The following is a 20002-nucleotide window of genomic DNA, read 5'->3' on the forward strand; positions in this document are numbered from 1 at the left end:
GTGCACCGCATTTCCGTGAGCAGCCGCCCTTTCATCGAACCGACCTTTTGCCCATGACCGCTTTCTCTTCCTCCGCCCCACTGCCCGGCACGCACGATCCGGATCTTGCCGCGCTCGTCGCCCGCCTCTCCGCGCCCGACGCGTCCGTGCGCCGCATTGCGCTGTTCGAACTCGCCGATCTCGGGGACCCCGGGCTCGTACCTGCGTTCGTCGCGGCGCTGCGCGACGATCCGTCGGCCGACGTGCGCGGCGAAGCGGCCCGTGTGCTCGGTGCGTGGGAACAGCCCGACGTCGTCGACGCGCTGTGCGGCGCGTTGCTCGACCCGGGCGACGGCGTGCGCGCCGCCGCGGCGCAGAGCCTGTCCGAACTCAAGGACGCCACATCGGGCCCCGTGCTGTGCCGCTGGGCCGACCGGACCGAGCCGTTCGTGCGCGGCGCCGTGCTGCACGGATTGCGCGAGTTGCGCGTGCCCGATGCGTTCGCGCCCGCGCTGCACGCGCTCGATGCCGAATCCGCGGCCGTACGCGCCGAAGCCGTCGCGGTGCTCGGCTGGCTCAAGACGCCGCATGCGCTGCCGCCGCTCGCCCGAATCGCGACAACCGATGCCGATGCGGACGTGCGGCGCGCCGCGGTCGGCGCGATCGGGTTCGCGACGCCCGACGATGCAGCCGTCGTCGGCGCGCTGCTCGCCGCGCTGCGCGACCGCGAATGGCAGGTGCGCGAGGAAGCGGCCGCCACGCTCGGCAAGCTGCGCATCGCAGACGCACGCGAGGCGCTCGTCGCAGCGCTCGGCGACGATTACTGGCAGGTGCGCTTGCGCGCCACGCGGGCACTCGGGCAACTGCGCGATGCCGCCGCGGCACCGGCGATCGTCGTGCTGCTCTCGCATGCGATCAGCAATCTGCGCAAGGAAGCCGCGCTTGCGCTCGGCGAATTGCGCGACCGTGCGGCGCTGCCCGCGCTGGCCGACGCGCTCGAGGACCGCGATCCCGAGGTACGCAAGGCCGTGCGGATCGCGATCCGGCAAATCGACGAGGCTGCGCGATGATCTCGCCGACCGAAATCGCACTCGATCATCCGGCTCGCGCACTGACACTCCGCTGGCCGGACGGCGACACGCAGCGCATCGGCTATGCGCAGTTGCGCCGCGATTGCCCGTGCGCGGAATGCCGAAGGATCCGGCTCGCCGGTGGCCGTGTCGATGCGCGGCCCGATCTGACACTGGACGGCGTGGAAGCGGCCGGCTACGGCATCCGCCTCGTGTTCGGCGACGGTCATGCGCGCGGCATCTATCCGTGGCCGTATCTGGCGGATATGACGTAGCGTGAGACGGCGCGACGAAGCAACCGCCGTCGCGCCCCTGACGCGCCTCCCGCAGCCGCGCGGGCAAGATGGCAGACGCGCAGAAACGCTGCGATACTGACGCCCACGATCGTCTCGATCCATCGCGGGAGCAAGCACATGCAAACGGCAGTCGGATTCATCGGCCTCGGCGTGATGGGCACGCCGATGGCGCTCAATCTTGCACGGGCCGGCACGCCGCTCGTCGTGTGGAGCCGTTCGCACGGCAGCGACGATGCGCTGCGCGACGCCGACGCGCGCGTCGCGGAACGTCCGGACGACGTGTTCGCAGCCTGCCGCACCGTGATCCTGATGCTCGCGAACGACGCCGCGATCGACACCGTCCTCGGACGCGGCACGCCCGATTTCGGTCATCGTGTCGCCGGGCACGTGATCGTGAACATGGGCACCACGTCGCCCGAGTACTCGCGCGCGCTGGCCGACGAGATCGTCGCCGCGTCGGGTCGTTATGTCGAGGCGCCCGTGTCGGGCTCGCGCAAGCCGGCCGAAGCGGGCCAGCTCGTCGTGATGCTGGCCGGCGCGCCGGACGACGTCGATGCAATCCGCCCACTCATGAAGCCGCTGTGCCGCGACAGCTTCGTGTGCGGCGACGTGCCGTCGGCGCTGACGATGAAGCTCGCCGTCAACCTGTTCCTGATCACGATGGCCACCGGCCTGACCGAAGCCACGCATTTCGCGCAACGGCACGGTATCGACCTCGCGCGCTTCGCCGACGTGCTGAACGCCGGCCCGATGGCGAGCGACGTGTCGCGCGTGAAGCTCGGCAAGCTCGTCGAACAGGATTTCTCGGTGCAGGCCGCGATCACCGACGTGCTGAAGAATGCGCGCCTCGTCGCCGAATCCGCGCGCAACATCGGCATCGCGTCGCCGCTGCTCGACATCTGCCACGCGCTCTACCGCGAGGCCGAGCAGGCCGGACACGGATCGGACGACATGGTCGCCGTGATCCGCGCGATCGAGCAGCGTACCGAGGATGCGCGATGAACTCTCGCCGGCCCTCGCGTGCGTGCGAACCCTCTTCCAGGTAGCGCCGTCATGTCAGATTCGTCTCGCCTCCCGACCGGTGCCGCGCCGCCCGTACGCGCCGTTCCCGCCGTGATCGGCGTCGTTCTTCGGGAACGCGACGTGCTGCTGGTGCGCCGAGCGAATCCGCCCGACGCAGGCTGCTGGGGATTTCCCGGCGGCAAGATCGAATCGGGAGAAACCGTCGCGGACGCCGCCGTGCGCGAGATCGCCGAGGAGACCTCGATCGACGTCGACGCGCTGGACGTGTTCACCGCGCTGGATGCGTTCGATCATGACGCCGCCGGCGGCCTGCGCCAGCATTACGTGCTGGTCGCCGTGCTGTGCAGATGGTTGCGCGGCACGCCCGTTGCGGGCGACGATGCGCTCGAGGCGCGCTGGTTCGATCTCGCCGAACTCGACCGGGACGATCTGCCGATGAGCGCGGGGATGCAGGACGTCGCGCGACGGGCGATCGAGCGGGCCGAAACCCTTCGCGGCGGGCAGCAGCGACAACCCACTTGAATCATCGCCGTCTGTCACGCGTCGTCCTCCGAATCCCCGAATCACCCCACGTCAAACCATGATCCGAATTCGCAAGTCCACCGAGGCCGACGGCACACGCGTGCTGGACATCTGGCGCAGCGCGGTCGATGCAACGCACCACTTCCTGAGCGCCGACGACCGTCGCGCGATCGAATCCGAAGTCGTAATGTTTCTACCCGTCGCGCCGCTCGATCTGGCCGTCGACGAAACCGATCGGCCGATCGGCTTCATGCTGCTCGACGGCAGTCACATGGAAGCGCTGTTCATCGACCCCGCTCACCATGGCAAAGGGGTCGGGCGCCTGCTGGTGGAAGAAGCGCTCAAGCGCCATCCCGACCTGTCGACCGACGTCAACGAGCAGAACGAACTGGCGGCGGAATTCTATGAAAGGCTCGGATTCGAGCGCTGCGGGCGGTCGGCGCTCGACGGACAGGGGCGGCCCTATCCGCTGATCCACCTGCGTTATCGCGGTGGCGCTCGCGTCTGACGAGACTTGGGGAAAGCGCGTCACCGCATCGCCTGAAGCGCTTCGCGTGAACCACGCACCGAACGGGTCGACGCACTCGCTCGCCCCCCGTTCAACGATACCCGTGCAATCCATGCATCACCGGTATCGCGCACCTCGCACCGTTACGCGCGCCGACGCGGAAGCATGCTCTCGACGGCCGTGAACGCGCGCTGCATGAAGCGGTTGAACCGCTCGGCGTCGCGCCGCAGCCCGGCCTGCTGGCCGCCGATCAGACACAGGTGTGCAACCTGCCCCACGATCTCGGCTTCACCCGGCATGCGAACCCACCGACGCGACGTCTCGACCGCGAATGCCAGACGCGTGGCATCGACGCGCTGCTGGAATTCCGCCACGAGCGGGTCGTGCAGCGCCCACGCGCGGATCGCCACTTCGCGTCCCGGCCGCTTCTCCGCTGCGATGCGCAGGTAGCGCGTCAGCGTGTCGCCCACGCTGCGGCCGTCCGCCGCGTAGGCGAGCATGCGCGCCGTGTAGTCGTCCTCCCACGCGGTCAGCAGCGTCCGGACGAAGTCTTCGCGATTGCGGAAGTGGTGATAGAACGATCCGCGGGTGACGTTCAGCCGTCGCGCGAGGCTCTCGGCTGAAATGCCCGCATACCCTTCTCCGTCGAGGGCATCGAAGCCCGCTGCAATCCAGTCGTTTCGAGTCAGTTTGCTCATCGGCATCGCCATACAGGCTGTGTATGGTGCGGCATGGACAGATAGGCTGCGAACTCTATCACGGCCGCCGCCGCTTCCGGCATGGTGCCGCTTACTCATGGAGTTCGCGTTGAAAGACATCGCTCTCGTCGCATTCGACCAGTTCACCGATATCGACCTGTTCCTGATGTGGGACATTCTCGGCCGCAACACCACGGACTGGCGCGTTCGGATTCTCGGTGCGCAGCCGGTGCTGCATTCCGCGCATGGCCTGCCCATTCCCGTTCATGGCCCACTGTCGGATGCCAATCGCACCGACGCGGTCCTGTTCTCGAGCGGCAAGCAAGGGATACCGGCCGCGCTGGCGAACCCGGATTTCCTGCCGTCGTTCGATCTCGATCCGGCACGCCAGCGCATCGGGTCGATTTGCGCCGGAGCCTTTATTCTCGAACAGCTCGGGTTGTTGCCGGACGGCCAGGCAACAACCCATCCCGACGCGCGAAACGGTCTACTGGCACGCGGACTGCAGGCACTGGACCAGCCGCTCGTGTGTCGCGGCAACGTCGCGACCGCAGGCGGATGCCTTGCGGCAGTCTATCTGACGGGATGGCTGGTGGAATCGATGTTCGACGCGGACAAGCGACGCGAGACCTTGCGGCCCGTGCTGCCTGCCGGACAACGGGAGATTTACGAGAATCTGATCGAATTCAGCATCAGGCAGGGTGCGGGGCAAACCACGGGCTCGATCCGGATGTTCGAAGGAAGAAGCGGGCTTCCAGCGTGACGATCAGACCGCGGCACTGCCGATCGTCAGCGGCCAGCGCCCTATTACATCGTAGTGCGTCCTGCCGAGCCAACTGTGGATCAGGACGAATTCGCGGACGGTCCAGGTAATCGGGTCGATCTTGTACTGCTCGGGCCTGCGCTCGCCGTACAACAACGTCAGGTGGGGCGTGAACCGCGCGCCTGAAACACGCAGGCCTGCCTTTCTCAGCGCATCTCGAAGTTGCTGCTGAAAGTCGATCAGTATGTCCAGCCCTGCGCTCCCGGTCAGCACCAGAGGCTGATTGCCCGGCCGCCCATTGAAGCTGAGGAGCCGATCAAAGGTGACGCCGAACGACGGCACATCAATGCGATCCGCCGCGGCACATGCACGCGCGATGGTGGCGTATGGCACATAAGCAAAATCGCCCAGTGTGTGCAGCGTGACATGCAGACGCGCCGTGTGCAGCACCCGGCCCTTCCCCGGCTTCCCGGACTGCAAGCGCTCAGTCATCCCGACGATATTTTCAGCCGTGGCCGGATCGGGCATCGCCGCGAAGAAAAAGCGATGCTCGGGAACCGGTGGCGGTACGTCGAATCCGGGCAGCGTCAGTTGGGTCAAGGCCATATTGCAGATACGCCGACGGCAACGTCTTCATTGTCGTTAATCGAAAAACACCCCCCGGCTGATATCCCTGCCGGGCCCCCGCATCATCCGATGCGGCACGCTGCCAACGATGCACCGACCGCTGGACCGGGTATCAACGCGTCAATGCCCGGTTCTGGAACTGGACGTCGACAGCAAACCCGTGGCACAAGGTCGCGAACGGTGAAATGGCGAAAACGATCGTGTCTCGGGCTGAACGCGCCTTTCACCGGCCCGAAGATGCTAACCTCTCGGCCAAACCAAACAACACCGCATGAAGTAACAGGATTCAACCATGCAAACCGTCGCGGTACTGGACTTCGAAACAACCGGGCTTTCGCCGAATCTGGGCGACCGTGCTACCGAAATCGCCGTCATCCTTCTACGCGACGGCCAGGTCGTCGACCGTTTCCAGAGTCTGATGAACGCAGGCAGACGCATCCCGTCCGATGTCGTCGCGCTGACCGGCATCACGAACGACATGATTGCAACGGCTCCCCCGGCGTCGAAAGTCATGAAAGAAGCGGCGGCGTTCGTCGGCAAGCATGCCGTCGTGGCGCACAACGCCGGTTTCGACAAACGGTTCTGGCAGGCGGAGCTCGGGCTGCTCGACATGCCGGCCGAGCATTCCTTTGCCTGCACGATGCTGGTGGCGAGACGCATCTACCCGCACGCGCAGAGTCACCGCCTGTCGACCTTGGCCGACCTGCTGCAGTTGCCCAAAACGGGCCGTGCACACCGGGCGATGGTCGACGCCGAGATGGCCGGCCATCTGTGGTGCCGGTTGCAGCACGACATTGCCCGGACGTACGGACTGGATCGTATCGATCACGCGCTCATGACGCGGGTCCAGACGACGACCAAGGCGAACGTGCCGACGTACTTGCGTTCGCTCGGTCGAACGCACGCATGAGATCGGGCAGTCGAAATCGACGACGGGTAGCGTTGCGCACGCTCTCGTGATTCGCGTTCGCGGCGCGCGAACCGACGACACTTAACCGTCAGTCGGGCACGATCTCCGTCCCCCTTACCGGTTGGCCACGCATATATCTCACCAGCCGATCCGGCACGGTCCCGTTCATCACCCAGGTCCTGACGTTCCAGCGGCGTATCATCCGTACGGCTTCGGCATCGACCGATGTCGGATGCATCAGATCGCAAGCGCGCACGCGTTCGAGAAACATCGCATCCGGGACGACAGCGGGATCGGCACTGTATATGCCGTCGGTATCGGTCGCGATGATCAGATCGGCGCCCAGCCAACCCGCAACAAACGCCGCAATCGTGTCCGACGTCATCCGGTCGATATGAATATCGTCATTGATCGGCAAATTCAGAAGCACGTCGGACGGCGCGAAGACCTGCGGAACAGCCTGCCGTTTCATCAGTTCCCGCAGTGAACGGGACACCGTGAATCCGCCTATCTCCGCCACCAGGCAGGCATGCTGCTCCATCGCGAGAATCGCCATCGAATAGGCCGTTTCATCGCTCAGCGTCAGTGTCTTCCGGTACGAGCGCAACACATCGACGAGCTGCCCACCGCCGGCGATCACGAGGATGTGGTGATCGCTGGCGACCTCGCGAAGCGACGAACACAGCGGCTCGACGTGCGCCGGAATGAGACTGCCCCCGATCTTGACCAGTGTCGCCATATCGGCCCTTTGTCAGATGTACCAGAATCCCGGGCGATCGGGTCGCGACACGTCGACGAGATCGAACTGCCCGTTGCCCGGCACCACGTGCAGAAAAAAAGTGCAGAGATGGCTGCACTTCTGACTCGCCAGCATCGTCCGCAGCGCATCCTCGACGAGCGACGCCCGCTGTCCGGACGCGTGCATCATGCTGCCGGCGACGAGATCGAAGTACGCGTCGCCCGACATGAGCCGCTGGTGGGACAGCGCGCTGCAACGGATCGCCATGTCCGATTCCTTCGCGATGCCATCCAATCGGTCAACGATCACCGGCAGGCGCCCATCGCTGAGCGTCATCCCGATGATCTGGGCAGCGCCGCCATCACGCAGCGCATGCGGCAACCCTTCCAGGATGCGTCCGATGATGCGAAACCCGTCCGGGCCGGCGTATCCGACCCGCGGGGCCGGCAGTGCGTCCGGATACGGCAGCAGCGGAGGATTCGCGACGATCGTGTCGAACCGCCGCCCCATGACAGGCTGATAAAGGTCGCCGCAAAACACGTCGACGCGATCGGCAACGCGATTCAGGCGCGCGTTGATCCGTGCCAGCCGGGCCGCCGTCTCATCGATCTCGACGGCCGCGACGCTTCTCGCGAACCGCGCGCAGTGCACCGCGTGCAAGCCGGGACCCGTGCATAAATCCAGGCAATCCCCGCCGCTGCGCGGCAGCATGCGCGCGAGCAACGCGATGGAATCCTCACCGAAGTAAAACGCGGGATTGGGGCCGGGCCGCTCGCAAACCAACCAGTTGCCCCAGACGGGCAAGATCACGAGCCCCGGCGTCGCGATCCGGTTCCCGGCGAGCGCGACAATCAGTCCGATGTCCGTCAACGCCGGAAGCAATGCCTGAAGGGAAGCAGGAATTTCATCCGCTTCCACCGGTTCGTTCATCAGGAATAAATCGACCACCGGCCGCAGCGAAACGGGAATGGATTCCCGGCAGGCCCGCCAGGCATTCGGCCGCGGTACGAGCGGATCGAAGTTGGCGACAAATTCTCCGTATCCCGATCTCGCCAACCCATCCGCAAGCAATCCCAGATCGAAGCGTTCCCCGTCCCCCCTGCAGCATTCCGAATCGACGCTCTGAAAATCATGTTCCATCGCGCGTGCCTTTGGTTGCGTTTCGTGCACCACACTCGTGCGGGTGCTCAATCGAACATGCCGACGATTACCGATCGATTCCCATAATAGTTGCACCGACCCGATCCGTCACTTGAAAATCCGAAATTAAAAGCGCGATTAAAAATCGATCCATATACCGATGCACAATCCAGACAATCTCCGGATTATGTATAAGCTGCTTAAACCATTCCACTCGGCTTCCTGTCACCCCGACTTCCGCCGATGGCGCGTCTTTCGCACCGCTATCGAACGGCTTACGACAAAGCGACCTTCGGTCAGAAATACCCATTCTAAATTTTAAAAACCATGAACAGTCCTCTCGTTCATTCCGCAAAAAACGCAATTTCACAGGCATCAATCCGGCACCGAAACCGGCAATCAAATCTTCTTGACAAAGACCCGCCATGAATTAGCTTAGTTAAACGCGCCAAGGCCAACTTATTCCAAGCGCGTGACGTCAATTACTCGAAAAAGGGGAAAAACATGTCGCAATACGATAAAGACGATGTACTCGATGCCGCCAAGAGAATCGAGGAAAATCGGCTCGGCATCGTGCTTTCCGGCCACATCAAAAACGGAAAGCTGGTGCTCGATCAGGAAACGCTCGACGCAATCGCGGCGAAATTCCCTAACGCCGATCGCGCGTTCGTTGCACTCAACGCGCCGTTCGATCCTTGCTCCCAATCTCTTTAAGGTGAACGTGCGATGATGCTCGCTGGCTCCACGCCTGTGCCGTCACCAGACGGGCCGCCTATCGACGCATTGCTGGATGCCGATGAGACCAGCGAACGGATCTACATCGCCGCGAGGGTCGCTTTGTCCCAGTCGGGTCTCGACGATCGGTGCCCGACTTATTTGTCGGCTTTGGAAGCCGCACTGGAAGATGATCCTCCCTACGGCGCGCGCGCCTATGCGGCGGCTTACCGTGGCGCGTCGCAAAGCAAACAATGGCTGGCGACATCGCTGATCACGAATGCCGAGCGCGAAGGCGACGGTGCGACTCGCCTGTGGTCGATGGCGGCGTGTGCCGAGGATGCGGAGGAACAGCAGCTCCTCAAACGCCACGCGGTCGACGAATCGGGTCATGCGCTGTTCTATCTGAAGCTGCTGGACCTGACCTTTCCCGGCGCCGTCAGTCCGGCGTTTCGCACCGAACTGCGACAGCTCTCGCCGGGCTACTCGATGGCGCAATCGCTGTTCGTGGTCGAAGGGTCACCTTACGGAAGGCCACCCACCGTCGACGATTTCATCCAGATGAATATCGCCGAGATCAGAACGACGATCCATCACCTGTTGCAGCGCGATGCGCTCAGCGCCCACTGCCCGCCCACAACGCTGCCGCAGGTCGTGAAGCTGCTCGATACGCTGCTGCGCGACGAGCTGAGTCACGTCGCGTATACCGGCATGTTGATCGAACAACACGCCACGCATATCGCCGCCGGCAAGATACGCGGCCTGTTCCAGAAGCGATTCCACGACTTCAACGAAATCACCATGCAGGAACTGGACAAGAAGGTATTCGACTGACCCGGGCAGATCGTTTCGAATCGGCACGCCGTTCCACCCAGAACAAAACACTCGCGCAACGGGAAAAGAAATGAATGTGGAAGAATTTCTGCATTTGGGGGAGACCGACTTGCCGTCCGTCCGCACGAGTATTGCCGACATGGTCGGACTCGAGGACGACGACATCCTCCTGGCGGTCGGTTCGCTGGCCGAAGGCATGGGAAGCCGCAAGTCCGACCTCGACGTGCTCCTGATCACCGCCCGCCCGGTGTCCGCGCTGCCACCGCGGGACGAGGTCATCTGGGCGCTGGGCAAATGCGTGGTGGACGTCCGGATCTTTCCGGATACCGTGATCGAGAGCCTGATCCATCGTCTCGACGATTGGTCCCGCCAGCCCTGGGATGTTTCCGATACCGCGAAGTTTACGTTCGACGAGCGTCTGCTGCTTCACCGCCTACGTCATGGGCAACTTCTGCGCAGCCCGTCGGCGACGCGCTCCGACGCCACGTTTCGGCCGTCCGAGGCCGCGCTCGCCAGGCTCAAGCTGCAAGTCGCACGCCACGCCGGGAGAACGATCCAGATCGACATGGTGGGCTATGAAGAAACCGGCGACTATCGCACGCTGGTGTTCGCCGCGCAGAAATTGCTGGGCCACGCGGTCGACGCGCTGCTGGCCGGCTACGGCCGGACCAATCCGCTGTCCAAGTGGCGCAACCGCACGCTGGGTCAGTTGCCATCCGGATGGGAACACGAACTCCTCGGCCGACCCACGGGCCTGAGCGCCGCGGACCTGCTCTGGCATTTGCAGCGCACGCCCGAATATCCGGACAGGACCTCGTCGCTGGCCTACGCGCGGCGCATCGCCGCGTTCGCCCGCGCCGCATTTCTATGGGCCGAATGCTCGGTGAGCGGGAAACGATTCGACGTGCCGCAAGCTCATGATGGAATCGGGACCGATCCACCGACGACCGCGCGTCCCCTTCCGTCCCTCGAGTTCGACGTCGATTTCTCGTTTTCGAACGATGCGATGAAGTTCGCACGACTGAATGAATTCGGCACGGTCGTGACCCTGTCCGCACAGGAAGCCGCGCTCGTCTTCCTGTTCGACGGTGTCACGACCGACGAAGAAGCGCAAGCGCACGTGTGCGGGACGAAGAGCAGCGAAACGGCAGGGATGATCGATCGCGTGCTGCACGCGCTCGGCGACGCGGGCCTGACTGCTGCGACCTGATCCGCACGGTAACGGGATGGCTGCCCGTTGCCTCCACCTGGCAACGCGAACCAAGGATCGACCATGAACCGTTCGTCGCGCGGGAAATTCCCGAGTCCGTTCGAAGTCGCGGTGCCACCGGGATGCGAAGGCTGGCAACGGCTCTATCCGTACTATCACGTCTTCAGTGACGAACGCCGGGCCTCCGAGGAAAGCCGGTTCTGGTTTGCGGACCGGATACATCATGCCGAGCCGCTGTACCCATTCGACGCGATCATCTGCGAAGCCATCTGGGTCGCGTTATCGCAGTACAACACGCGTGTCTTCGTGATGCCGTCCGCGCTCGGTATCGACCAGCGCATCGTGAACGGATACCTGTATCTGAGCCCGACCTCCGTCACCGACCCTGCGTTGATCGAGCAACGCACCGAACATTTCACACGGCGCGCCGGATATTACTTCGAGCACTGGGACGAACTCTATGAGCAGTGGCTGCGCAAGACCCGCGCCCATATCGAAGCGCTCGCAGCGATCGAGATCCGCGATCTGCCCGAACTCGAAGCGGAGGCCGTCGTCACCGAAGGTCAAGGCGTGGCCTCGGGCTACCATTTGCTCGAAGCCTACAACCGCACCATCGAAAACCTGCTCAAGGTCTGGCAATACCATTTCGAGATGCTGAATCTCGGCTACGCCGCCTACCTGACCTTTCTGGAATTCTGCAAGCAGGCCTTTCCGGGCATTTCCGACCAGAGCGTCGCGCAGATGGTGTCCGGGATCGACGTCCTGCTCTTCCGTCCGGACGACGAATTGAGGAAGCTCGCGCACCTTGCCATCGCGCTCGACATCGCGCCCGTCGTCAAGCAAGCCGCGCCGCCGTCGAAGATACTCGCCGACCTGCAGGAAACGGAGAACGGCAGGCAATGGTGCGACGCGCTGGAAGAAGCGAAGCAGCCCTGGTTCAATTTCTCCACCGGCACGGGTTTCTATCATCACGATCGCAGCTGGATCGACGACCTTTCCTTTCCGTTCGTCGCGCTGCGCAGCTATGTCGAGAAGCTCGAACAAGGCGAGACCATCGAACGCCCCCTCGACGCCATTCGCAGCGAACGCGACCGCATCACGACCGAATATGCGCAGCTCGTGAAAAACGACGAGGACGCGAAGGTGTTCGCGGATCTGCTGAACCTGGCCCGAACGGTGTATCCGTATGTCGAGAACCATAACTTCTTCGTCGAACATTGGCACCACACCGTCTTCTGGCAAAAGATGCGCGAGTTCGGGAAGATCCTCGCTCAGCATGGCTTCATCGCATCGACGGACGACCTCTTCTTCCTGAACCGATACGAAATCCAGGCAGCGCTTTACGACCTGATCGCCGCCTGGTCGGTCGGTGCCGACGCAAGAGGGCCGCGCATCTGGCCCGACGAGATCGCGCAGCGCCGCGAGATCTACCAGCGGTTTCGCCAGTCGTCCCCGCCGCCCGCGCTGGGAACGCCGCCCGAATCGATCACGGACCCACTCATGATCATGCTCTGGGGCATCACCCAGGAGACCGTCATCAACTGGCTCGGAATCGAGTCCGCCGACGGCGAGCAACGGGAGCTGAAGGGCTGCGCGGCGTCGCCCGGCATCGTGGAGGGACCGGTTCGCGTCATCAATCGCACCGAGCAGCTCAACGAAGTCCAGCCCGGCGAGATCCTCGTGTGCCCGGTCACCTCGCCCAGCTGGGCCCCCGTCTTCGGCCGGATCAAGGCCACCGTGTCGGACGTCGGCGGCGTGATGTGCCATGCCGCCATCGTGTCGCGCGAGTATGGCTTGCCGGCGGTCGTCGGCACCGGATTCGGGACCCGGCTGATCAAGACCGGACAGCGCATCCGCGTCAATGGCGATGCGGGAACGGTGCAGATCCTCTCATGACATCGCCGTCGAACGACGCGGGGGCATGGATCCGCCCGCTCTCCGAATGCAGCCTCGCGCTGCTCGCCCATGTGGGCGGAAAAAATGCGAGGCTGGGCGAACTGACGCGCGCCGCCTTTCCGGTTCCGGCGGGTTTCGCCGTCGCGACCGACGTGTACTCAGCGTTTCTCGATCAACCCGCGAGGCACGCGCTCGACAGGTTGCTGGCCCGCATCGTCGTCGACGATCTCGCATCGTTGACGAATACGAGCCGCGCGATACGACGGCTGATCGAATCCATCGAGATTCCGCGAGCGTTCGAAGTCGCGATTGCCGACGCTTATGCAACGCTATCCAGCGACTTCGGAATCGCCAATCTTCCTGTCGCCGTACGCTCGAGCGCAACTGCCGAATGCCTCGCGCACAGCAGCTTTGCCGGACAGCAGGAGACCTACCTGTGGGTACGCGGTGCCGATAACGTGCTGGGCAGGATCCGGAAATGCTGGTCCAGCCTCTTCACGCCTCAGGCCATTGCTTACCGGCAGAAGGTGCGTTTTCCGCACGAAAACGCGTTGATCGGTGTCGGCGTACAGAAAATGGTCGACGCCCGATCGGCCGGCGTCCTTTTCACGCTGAATCCCGCCAACGGCGATCGCTCGAAGATCGTGATCGAAGCCAACTGGGGCCTGGGAGAAAGTGTCGTCACCGGTGAGGCCACGCCCGATCGCTACGTGGTCGACAAGGTCACGCTGGAAGTCATCGAACGACATCTGTCGTCGAAGCACGTCGAATACGCGATCGATCATGAAAAGGATCGGGTCCGCCGTGTGGCGATTCCCGCCGAAAAACAACGAACCGCCTGTCTCGACACGGACGAGATCATCGCGCTGGCGCGCATCGCGAAGCGGATCGAACAGCACTTCGGCGTTCCGCAGGACATCGAATGGGCAATCGACCGCCATCGGTCTCGTCCTGAAGACCTGGTCATTCTGCAAAGCAGGCCGGAAACCGTCTGGAACAAGCGAACGTCGCCGCAGATCATGGAAGTGCAGCCGAGTGCAATCGGTTATGTGTTGCACGGAATCGCGCGCAAGGTTCAGCCGCCGCCGATGTCGAAACCGTAGGGCCATTCTTCGCAGCGAGGAATCGAATGCTTGAAACCGGCCAGTTCTTTTGCCTCCTGGGGGTGGACGCCAGCGGCAAGACAACACTTCTGAATGCCATTGCCGATCGTTACCCCGACATCACGATCGCGCACTGGAAGCAGTTTTCGACAGTCACGATGTTTCCCGATCTGCTGCCGAATCTGGATCCGCCGGAGACGTTGCGACGCCTGGGCCCCCATTCGCGCGCGGCGCAGTTCTGCTACCTCGCCGCACTCGAGTACGACATGATCATCGGTCCCGCATTGGCCATGCACCGACCGGTCATCGTGGATTCGTACTGGTACAAGTTCGCGGCCAAAATGAAGGTCCTGGATATGGCTTCGCCATTCCTCTATTCGGTGTGCCAATCGCTTCCGAAACCCGAGGCGGTGCTGTTCCTCGATACGCCGATCGAAATCGCGCATCAGCGGAAACAGGAGATGAACTTCTTCGAATGCAATGGCCGACCGGCCGATTTCGTCCCGTTTCAGCGATTGGTCAGGGCCACCATGCTGCACCTCGCCGAGGATGTCCCGCAGCTGCGCATCGACGGGCGCGCGCCCCTCGAAGCGTTGGTCCAGCAGGTCGTCGAGATCGTGCACCCGGAGTGCGTCCGCACGCCGGTGCCGGCAAGGTGATCGGGCACCGGGCCCGGAACACGGGCATCGGACTGTCGAACCGGATACACATCGCACATGCCAGCCGTCATTGTCATCGGCGCAGGTATCGGCGGACTCTCGCTCGCCCTCGAGCTTCATGCGCGCGGGTACGCGTGCCAGGTATTCGAGGCCACATCCGCCGTGCACGCCGCGGGCGTCGGCCTCAACATCCTGCCCTACGCATCGCGCGTGCTTCACCGACTCGGGCTCGCATCCGAACTGGGCAAAGCGGCCATGCTGCCTCGCTCGTCGGTGTATGCGAGTTCGGTCGGTCAGATTCTGTTGAGCGAACCGCTGGGCGTCGCAAGCGGAGCAGAGTTCCCGCAATATTCGATCCACCGTGCGGCGTTGCTGCGCATTCTCCTGAATGCGGTTCGCCAGCGACTGGGGGCCGATGCCGTCCGGTTCGGACACCGGCTGGTTCGATTCGAACAGGACACGCGTGAGGCACGCGCGTATTTCGACTGCCGCGACACCGCCGCGCGCGGCGACATGCTGGTCGGTTGCGACGGCATACATTCCGCGGTCTGCCGGCAGCTCCATCCTGTTGCCGCGCCGCTCCGGTTTTCGGGCATCGTCATGTGGCGCGGCATCACGAAGCGCTTCCCCCTCCTCGACCAGCAAACGATGCTGCGTTGCGGCCGGATCGAGACCGGCAAACTGGTCGCCTATCCCGTCCGCGACCCTGACACGCCCGACGAGATCGTCGCGAACTGGGTGCTCGAGTTGCGCGACGCAACCGCGATCGCGGAACGACATGCCGTCATCGAGCCCACCTCGGTGCCGGACGTATTCTTCTCATGGAAATTCGATTGGCTCGACGTGCGATCGCTCATCCTGAATGCGACGCAGGTCCTGAGAATGCCGATGACGGACCGCGATCCGCTGCCGCGGTGGAGCGACCGTCGCGTCACGCTGCTGGGCGATGCAGCTCATCCGATGTATCCCGTCGGATCGAATGGCGCGGGACAGGCGATCCTCGACGCCGCGGCGCTCGCGGCATGTATCGATGGCGCCGGCATCATTGCCGGCCTGCGCGCATACGATGCATTGCGCAGTCCGAAGACCGCGGCGATCGTCACGCGTGACCGCGCGGGCGGGCCCGACATCGTGCTCGAGGCGATCCACACGGCGACGCACGACGCTTTTACGCCTGTCGAAGAAACGCCGGCGCTCAGTCAACGGCTGCATAGCCTTTTGACCAGCTATCGCGCGAACGAAACGTGAAGTGAATACGCCGCGGCACGCCCGCGGTCCAGCACGCGATACGTTCGCGCTGTGAACAGCCGACAACGGCGCCAGGCGATTCACCTTTTTTCGTACCCTTTACTGCTCGCGTAAGTCAGGCGCACAATCTGCGCTGATATGGCGGCCCGGCGTCTTTCCCCGTCTTTCCGATTGTTCGCGCCGCCTCGATATTCGACAACCGGCTCACCAGGGTCGCAACGTGCGCCCTCCCATTCGGAACACCGCCATGAGCGACAAATCTTCAGGCAAGGTCGAAGAACTGGTGGCAGGCGGCAGCCGTCACCATCAGATTTTTCCAAGGCTGAACGAAAGACAGTTCGCGCTGCTGGAGCGATACGGCGAACGGCGCACACTGAAAGCGGGCGATGTGCTGTTCTCCGAAGGCGATCGGCACATTCCGATGTTCGCCATTCTCTCCGGGACGATCGAGGCGACGCGAGGCTCTGGAGACAGTCTCCATGTGCTCGGTACTCACGGCCCCGGCAGCTTCACCGGCGAGGTCGGAACCCTCGCCGGCCGCGCTGCGGTGGCGACAGCGCGTGCCACCAGTGATTGCGAAGTCATCGTTATCGAAGAGGAGTCACTACGCGCGCTCGTCATTTCGGAAGCGGAGCTGAGCGAAACGATCATGCGTGCGTATATCCTGCGGCGCGTCGCGTTCATTCAGGATCAGAATGCGGGTGTTCTGGTCATCGGCAGTTCCGCCTCTGCCGCCACCTTCGGTTTGCGGCATTTCCTGAGCCGCAACGGCCAGCCTTCGGCCTACTTCGATCTTGAAGAGCATGAGGAAGCAAAGGTACTCCTTGCGCGTTATGGCGCAACAGACGCTGACATACCGGTGCTCGTCACATCCCAAGGCAACACGCTAAGGCGCCCGACCAACCGGGCCGTGGCTGATGCGATCGGCCTGAGCCCCGACAGGTTGAATGGCGAACGGTTCGACGTGGTCGTGGTCGGCGCGGGACCGGCAGGTCTTGCGGCCGCAGTCTATGCGGCCTCCGAGGGGTTGAGAGTCGCGGTTCTCGACGCCAAGGCCCCGGGTGGCCAGGCGGGTACCAGCTCGAAGATTGAAAATTACTTCGGATTCCCGACAGGCATTTCCGGACAAGCGCTTGCCGGCCGCGGCTTGTCTCAATGTCGCAAATTCGGTGCCGAGGTCGGTGTACCGATCGAAGCACTCGGCATCGAATGCCACGGGGCACCGCCCTTTCACCTTCGTCTTGATTGCGACGAGCACGTGTATGCCCGTGCCGTCGTCATCGCGACCGGCGCTCGCTATCGACAACCGTCGCTGGCCCGTCTCGATGAGTTTGCGGGGCGTGGAGTCTATTACAGCGCAACGTTCATGGAAGCCGCGTTCTGTGCAAATGAAGAGTTGATTATCGTCGGCGGCGGAAATTCGGCCGGCCAGGCAGCGGTTTTCCTCGCCGGATTTGCGCGTCACGTCCACATCGTGATTCGCGGCGACGGGCTCAAAGCGAGCATGTCGAACTATTTGATCCGGCGGATCGACGCCGCTGCGAACATCACCGTTCATGTACGGACGCAGATCGTCGAGTTGCAAGGCGAGACTCAACTTGAATCCGTCATATGGGACAGGCAGGGGCATATCGAAGCGAAGCCGTTCCGGCACGTCTTCCTGTTTCTTGGCGCACAGCCCAATACGGGGTGGCTCGGCGATTGCGTTGCGCTGGACAGGAACGGCTTTGTGCTCACTGGCCCCGATGCCATCAACAGGTGGCCGTCAGACCGCCCGCCTCACTATCTGGAGACGAGCCGACCGGGCATCTTCGCAGTAGGCGACGTTCGCAGCGGCTCGGTCAAGCGGGTTGCGGCCGCTGTCGGAGAAGGCGCTGCCGCTATTCAGTCCCTTCATCAGTATCTGGCTCTGTACGATTGACGCCTGATTGCAAGCGTCAATACAAGATCGCCAACTGCGCGGAGTGCGAGTTGGCGATGGATGCCGAGCCCGGTTGCAACATCGGATTTCGTCGCGGCGGTGCCGGACGAGCGCGCCGCCCTGTTTGCGCGGCCGGCGGACGTCGACGTGTTTCCGCTGCCGACCGATTTTCCCGACCTGACCGTTCAGCAGTCCTGAGGTCAGACGATGCGACAGCGGACACGTGCCGCCCGTCGACATCAATGCGCGCCGTGATCCCGGTCTCGCAGCACGTCCTTTGCCGCGAGCGCCGCATTGATTGCCCTCGGGAATCCGGCATAAGCAGCAATCTGCGTGACCACCTCCACGAGTTCCTCACGCTTGCCGCCAACGTTGAGAAAGCCATGCATGTGAACCTTGAGTTGCGGCGTGGCCGAGCCCATCGCTGACAGCGCCGCCACCGTAATCAGTTCTCGCAGGACGAGATCGATACCGGTCCGCGAGTACACTTCGCCGAAGACGAATTCGATCACGAAGCGACCGAGATCGGGAGCAATCTCGTTCAACGATTCGACCACCCGTTCACCAACCGCACCATCGACGGCCCTCAGCCCCGCCACGCCATCGTCGTAACGCGTCGTGGTCGGTGACACCGACACGGGCGCAGCGTCGACACCCTTCTCGCGGAACACGTCTCTTGCAGCCGACACGCCGTTGACTGCTGCCGGAAAACCAGCATAGACGACAAGGTGAATCATCAGTTCCACGATTTCGCGCGGCGAACAGCCAACGTTCAACGCACCCGCGATATGGAAGCGAAGCTGTGGCTCGGCGCCCCCCATCGCTGCAAGCGCGGCAACCGTCACGAATTGTCGCTGCCGCAGATCGAGTGCAGGTCGCGAATAGATTTCTCCATACGCGAAGCTGATCGCCATACGCGCCAGGTCCGGCGCAATGTCCTTCAAAGCCTCGCTGATCGAGGGCTGTTCTTTTTGTTCGACGGCCATCAAGTATTGGTGACCAAGTGCCAGAGTCGATTGAGCGTCTTGCATGATTCCCTCGCAAAGTCGAGTCGCGTTGTTGCAGCTCGTTGTGCGAACGATAACGACATCGGCGGCGGTGCGCTAATTCCTTTGGTGTGATACCTTTTCGGTATCACAAGCACCATGCGGAGCTTCCCACATGCAGTCAACCATCGAACTCTGGCAACTGCGATACTTCATCGCCGCGGCCGAGGAGCTGAGCTTTCGGCGTGCGGCGGAGCGTCTGTTCATTACACAACCGCCGTTGACGAGGCAGATTCAGGCGCTCGAGGAACTCGTCGGTGCGAGACTGTTCGAACGCGGTCGTGGCGGCGTAAGACTGACCTCCGAAGGCACCTATCTACTGACCGAAGCCCGCCATCTTCTCGCGGTAGCCGACGCTACCTTCGAGCGAATCGGACAGCACATCGCGCTGGGCAAGCACGAGCTCAGGCTGGGTATCACCACGGTGCTGGATCCCGCGTTGTTTGCGTGGATCGAACCGGCGCTCAAGAGGCGCGACCCGGCACTCCGGTTGATTCAAAAGCGGCAATACTCGCAGGATTCCACCCGCGACCTCCGTGGCGGGTTACTCGACGCCGCGCTGATCGGCTTGCCGTCCGCAACGGAAGGCCTTCGTGTCGAACGGCTGTTCGACGACCCGCTCGTAGCCGCACTGCCGGAAGGACATGCATTACGCAAACGCCGACGCATTTCCCTGCTGGAGCTGGCCGGCGACCCGCTGTTCTGGCCTCAACGACGGATCAATCCGAGCTATTACGATCACTTCGAGAGACTCTTCCGGACCCGCGGCTTCCATCCTCGGCGCATCGCGGAGCCGACCGACCACCACGTGCTCCTCAGCCTGATCGCCGAGGGTCAAGGCGTTGCGCTGATTCCGTCATCGCTGAAATCGATTGCGCGTGACGGTGTGATCTATCGTGAGCTGCGGGAGCAGACAGACTTGCGGATCGAAGTGGCGATCGCATACATGCCCGACGCGCACGATGCATCGCTGCAGCAACTGATCGATACGCTGCGATCGCACTATCGCATCGGCGTCGATGCAAATTCGAATGTGTGAAGGTCGCGCCGCAACGGCGCTGACAAGCGCCCCCTTACGAAGACACGAACTCGAAAT

23 protein-coding genes are annotated in these 20002 nt (G+C 63.1%); 17 read left to right on the top strand and 6 right to left on the bottom strand.

Going from position 1 to position 20002, the window contains the following annotated elements; genetic code table 11:
• Window positions 1–53: 53 nt before the first annotated feature.
• The 5 genes from VL15_RS22320 to VL15_RS22340 all read left to right on the top strand — a co-directional run bounded on the left by VL15_RS22320 (window position 54) and on the right by VL15_RS22340 (window position 3398).
• Window positions 54–1049, top strand: coding sequence for a HEAT repeat domain-containing protein (locus tag VL15_RS22320; protein ID WP_048248564.1), 996 nt, complete (start codon window positions 54–56; stop codon window positions 1047–1049).
• Window positions 1046–1324, top strand: a complete 279-nt coding sequence (locus VL15_RS22325) for a gamma-butyrobetaine hydroxylase-like domain-containing protein (RefSeq protein WP_048248565.1) — start codon at window positions 1046–1048, stop codon at window positions 1322–1324. Before VL15_RS22320 ends, VL15_RS22325 begins: the two co-directional genes overlap by 4 nt.
• 138 nt (window positions 1325–1462) lie before the next feature.
• Complete coding sequence (locus VL15_RS22330) at window positions 1463–2347, top strand: NAD(P)-dependent oxidoreductase (RefSeq protein WP_048248566.1); 885 nt, start codon at window positions 1463–1465, stop codon at window positions 2345–2347.
• A 51-nt stretch (window positions 2348–2398) separates the two neighbouring features.
• The gene (locus tag VL15_RS22335; RefSeq protein WP_048248568.1) at window positions 2399–2890 is read left to right on the top strand and encodes an NUDIX hydrolase; all 492 of its coding nucleotides are present in this window, start codon (window positions 2399–2401) and stop codon (window positions 2888–2890) included.
• 58 nt (window positions 2891–2948) lie between these two features.
• Window positions 2949–3398 (top strand): acetyltransferase, encoded by a 450-nt coding sequence (locus VL15_RS22340; protein WP_048248570.1) that lies wholly within the window; start codon window positions 2949–2951, stop codon window positions 3396–3398.
• A 143-nt stretch (window positions 3399–3541) separates the two neighbouring features.
• On the opposite strand, the gene VL15_RS22345 is transcribed toward VL15_RS22340, so the two are convergent.
• Window positions 3542–4096, bottom strand: coding sequence for a TetR/AcrR family transcriptional regulator (locus VL15_RS22345; RefSeq protein ID WP_048248906.1), 555 nt, complete (start codon window positions 4094–4096; stop codon window positions 3542–3544).
• 97 nt (window positions 4097–4193) lie between these two features.
• On the opposite strand from VL15_RS22345, the gene VL15_RS22350 reads away from it, so the two are divergent.
• Complete coding sequence (locus VL15_RS22350; protein WP_196319613.1) at window positions 4194–4859, top strand: DJ-1/PfpI family protein; 666 nt, start codon at window positions 4194–4196, stop codon at window positions 4857–4859.
• Between the two features lie 3 nt (window positions 4860–4862).
• Here the strand turns inward: VL15_RS22350 and VL15_RS22355 are convergent, their stop codons facing one another.
• Window positions 4863–5459 (bottom strand): 2'-5' RNA ligase family protein, encoded by a 597-nt coding sequence (locus VL15_RS22355; RefSeq protein WP_048248908.1) that lies wholly within the window; start codon window positions 5457–5459, stop codon window positions 4863–4865.
• 319 nt (window positions 5460–5778) lie between these two features.
• Between VL15_RS22355 and VL15_RS22360 the strand changes: the two genes are divergently transcribed.
• Window positions 5779–6396, top strand: a complete 618-nt coding sequence (locus VL15_RS22360) for a PolC-type DNA polymerase III (protein WP_048248571.1) — start codon at window positions 5779–5781, stop codon at window positions 6394–6396.
• A gap of 88 nt (window positions 6397–6484) precedes the next feature.
• Here the strand turns inward: VL15_RS22360 and VL15_RS22365 are convergent, their stop codons facing one another.
• The 3 genes from VL15_RS22365 to VL15_RS42095 all read right to left on the bottom strand — a co-directional run bounded on the left by VL15_RS22365 (window position 6485) and on the right by VL15_RS42095 (window position 8702).
• Window positions 6485–7135, bottom strand: coding sequence for a hypothetical protein (locus tag VL15_RS22365; RefSeq protein ID WP_048248572.1), 651 nt, complete (start codon window positions 7133–7135; stop codon window positions 6485–6487).
• A 12-nt stretch (window positions 7136–7147) separates the two neighbouring features.
• The gene (locus tag VL15_RS39105) at window positions 7148–8275 is read right to left on the bottom strand and encodes a methyltransferase (RefSeq protein ID WP_080970912.1); all 1128 of its coding nucleotides are present in this window, start codon (window positions 8273–8275) and stop codon (window positions 7148–7150) included.
• A gap of 67 nt (window positions 8276–8342) precedes the next feature.
• Window positions 8343–8702 carry a hypothetical protein gene (locus tag VL15_RS42095; protein WP_155420275.1) on the bottom strand — a complete coding sequence of 120 codons (360 nt, stop codon included), beginning with the start codon at window positions 8700–8702 and terminating at the stop codon, window positions 8343–8345.
• A 77-nt stretch (window positions 8703–8779) separates the two neighbouring features.
• Between VL15_RS42095 and VL15_RS22375 the strand changes: the two genes are divergently transcribed.
• The 9 genes from VL15_RS22375 to VL15_RS42100 all read left to right on the top strand — a co-directional run bounded on the left by VL15_RS22375 (window position 8780) and on the right by VL15_RS42100 (window position 18058).
• The gene (locus VL15_RS22375; RefSeq protein WP_048248574.1) at window positions 8780–8989 is read left to right on the top strand and encodes a hypothetical protein; all 210 of its coding nucleotides are present in this window, start codon (window positions 8780–8782) and stop codon (window positions 8987–8989) included.
• 12 nt (window positions 8990–9001) lie between these two features.
• On the top strand, window positions 9002–9823 hold the full coding sequence (locus tag VL15_RS22380) for a hypothetical protein (RefSeq protein WP_155420276.1): 822 nt from the start codon (window positions 9002–9004) through the stop codon (window positions 9821–9823).
• A 70-nt stretch (window positions 9824–9893) separates the two neighbouring features.
• Window positions 9894–11033, top strand: a complete 1140-nt coding sequence (locus VL15_RS22385) for a hypothetical protein (protein WP_155420277.1) — start codon at window positions 9894–9896, stop codon at window positions 11031–11033.
• Between the two features lie 63 nt (window positions 11034–11096).
• Window positions 11097–12929 (top strand): PEP-utilizing enzyme, encoded by a 1833-nt coding sequence (locus tag VL15_RS22390; RefSeq protein WP_048248580.1) that lies wholly within the window; start codon window positions 11097–11099, stop codon window positions 12927–12929.
• Window positions 12926–14032: a PEP/pyruvate-binding domain-containing protein gene (locus VL15_RS22395; RefSeq protein ID WP_048248581.1), complete on the top strand. Its 1107-nt coding sequence runs from the start codon at window positions 12926–12928 to the stop codon at window positions 14030–14032. Before VL15_RS22390 ends, VL15_RS22395 begins: the two co-directional genes overlap by 4 nt.
• Before the next feature lie 26 nt (window positions 14033–14058).
• Window positions 14059–14691, top strand: coding sequence for a dTMP kinase (locus VL15_RS22400; RefSeq protein WP_080970913.1), 633 nt, complete (start codon window positions 14059–14061; stop codon window positions 14689–14691).
• A 57-nt stretch (window positions 14692–14748) separates the two neighbouring features.
• Window positions 14749–15939 carry an FAD-dependent monooxygenase gene (locus VL15_RS22405; RefSeq protein ID WP_048248585.1) on the top strand — a complete coding sequence of 397 codons (1191 nt, stop codon included), beginning with the start codon at window positions 14749–14751 and terminating at the stop codon, window positions 15937–15939.
• 247 nt (window positions 15940–16186) lie between these two features.
• On the top strand, window positions 16187–17860 hold the full coding sequence (locus VL15_RS22410) for an FAD-dependent oxidoreductase (RefSeq protein ID WP_048248586.1): 1674 nt from the start codon (window positions 16187–16189) through the stop codon (window positions 17858–17860).
• A 60-nt stretch (window positions 17861–17920) separates the two neighbouring features.
• Window positions 17921–18058 carry a hypothetical protein gene (locus VL15_RS42100; protein ID WP_155420278.1) on the top strand — a complete coding sequence of 46 codons (138 nt, stop codon included), beginning with the start codon at window positions 17921–17923 and terminating at the stop codon, window positions 18056–18058.
• A gap of 41 nt (window positions 18059–18099) precedes the next feature.
• Here VL15_RS42100 and VL15_RS22415 read toward each other — a convergent pair whose 3' ends face one another.
• On the bottom strand, window positions 18100–18891 hold the full coding sequence (locus tag VL15_RS22415; RefSeq protein ID WP_053077693.1) for a carboxymuconolactone decarboxylase family protein: 792 nt from the start codon (window positions 18889–18891) through the stop codon (window positions 18100–18102).
• A gap of 130 nt (window positions 18892–19021) precedes the next feature.
• On the opposite strand from VL15_RS22415, the gene VL15_RS22420 reads away from it, so the two are divergent.
• Complete coding sequence (locus tag VL15_RS22420) at window positions 19022–19945, top strand: LysR family transcriptional regulator (protein ID WP_048248588.1); 924 nt, start codon at window positions 19022–19024, stop codon at window positions 19943–19945.
• Window positions 19946–20002 lie beyond the last annotated feature (57 nt).

The organism is Burkholderia cepacia (assembly GCF_001039005.1).
Taxonomy (GTDB): domain Bacteria; phylum Pseudomonadota; class Gammaproteobacteria; order Burkholderiales; family Burkholderiaceae; genus Burkholderia; species Burkholderia theae.

Bases quoted from the DNA above. Each gene is read 5' to 3' on its own strand.
- VL15_RS22320 (WP_048248564.1), top strand. From the start codon at position 54: ATGACCGCTTTCTCTTCCTCCGCCCCACTGCCCGGCACGCACGATCCG.
- VL15_RS22325 (WP_048248565.1), top strand. From the start codon at position 1,046: ATGATCTCGCCGACCGAAATCGCACTCGATCATCCGGCTCGCGCACTG.
- VL15_RS22330 (WP_048248566.1), top strand. From the start codon at position 1,463: ATGCAAACGGCAGTCGGATTCATCGGCCTCGGCGTGATGGGCACGCCG.
- VL15_RS22335 (WP_048248568.1), top strand. From the start codon at position 2,399: ATGTCAGATTCGTCTCGCCTCCCGACCGGTGCCGCGCCGCCCGTACGC.
- VL15_RS22340 (WP_048248570.1), top strand. From the start codon at position 2,949: ATGATCCGAATTCGCAAGTCCACCGAGGCCGACGGCACACGCGTGCTG.
- VL15_RS22345 (WP_048248906.1), bottom strand. From the start codon at position 4,096: ATGAGCAAACTGACTCGAAACGACTGGATTGCAGCGGGCTTCGATGCC.
- VL15_RS22350 (WP_196319613.1), top strand. From the start codon at position 4,194: ATGGAGTTCGCGTTGAAAGACATCGCTCTCGTCGCATTCGACCAGTTC.
- VL15_RS22360 (WP_048248571.1), top strand. From the start codon at position 5,779: ATGCAAACCGTCGCGGTACTGGACTTCGAAACAACCGGGCTTTCGCCG.
- VL15_RS22365 (WP_048248572.1), bottom strand. From the start codon at position 7,135: ATGGCGACACTGGTCAAGATCGGGGGCAGTCTCATTCCGGCGCACGTC.
- VL15_RS39105 (WP_080970912.1), bottom strand. From the start codon at position 8,275: ATGGAACATGATTTTCAGAGCGTCGATTCGGAATGCTGCAGGGGGGAC.
- VL15_RS42095 (WP_155420275.1), bottom strand. From the start codon at position 8,702: ATGGCGGGTCTTTGTCAAGAAGATTTGATTGCCGGTTTCGGTGCCGGA.
- VL15_RS22375 (WP_048248574.1), top strand. From the start codon at position 8,780: ATGTCGCAATACGATAAAGACGATGTACTCGATGCCGCCAAGAGAATC.
- VL15_RS22380 (WP_155420276.1), top strand. From the start codon at position 9,002: ATGATGCTCGCTGGCTCCACGCCTGTGCCGTCACCAGACGGGCCGCCT.
- VL15_RS22385 (WP_155420277.1), top strand. From the start codon at position 9,894: ATGAATGTGGAAGAATTTCTGCATTTGGGGGAGACCGACTTGCCGTCC.
- VL15_RS22390 (WP_048248580.1), top strand. From the start codon at position 11,097: ATGAACCGTTCGTCGCGCGGGAAATTCCCGAGTCCGTTCGAAGTCGCG.
- VL15_RS22395 (WP_048248581.1), top strand. From the start codon at position 12,926: ATGACATCGCCGTCGAACGACGCGGGGGCATGGATCCGCCCGCTCTCC.
- VL15_RS22400 (WP_080970913.1), top strand. From the start codon at position 14,059: ATGCTTGAAACCGGCCAGTTCTTTTGCCTCCTGGGGGTGGACGCCAGC.
- VL15_RS22405 (WP_048248585.1), top strand. From the start codon at position 14,749: ATGCCAGCCGTCATTGTCATCGGCGCAGGTATCGGCGGACTCTCGCTC.
- VL15_RS22410 (WP_048248586.1), top strand. From the start codon at position 16,187: ATGAGCGACAAATCTTCAGGCAAGGTCGAAGAACTGGTGGCAGGCGGC.
- VL15_RS42100 (WP_155420278.1), top strand. From the start codon at position 17,921: ATGCCGAGCCCGGTTGCAACATCGGATTTCGTCGCGGCGGTGCCGGAC.
- VL15_RS22415 (WP_053077693.1), bottom strand. From the start codon at position 18,891: ATGCAAGACGCTCAATCGACTCTGGCACTTGGTCACCAATACTTGATG.
- VL15_RS22420 (WP_048248588.1), top strand. From the start codon at position 19,022: ATGCAGTCAACCATCGAACTCTGGCAACTGCGATACTTCATCGCCGCG.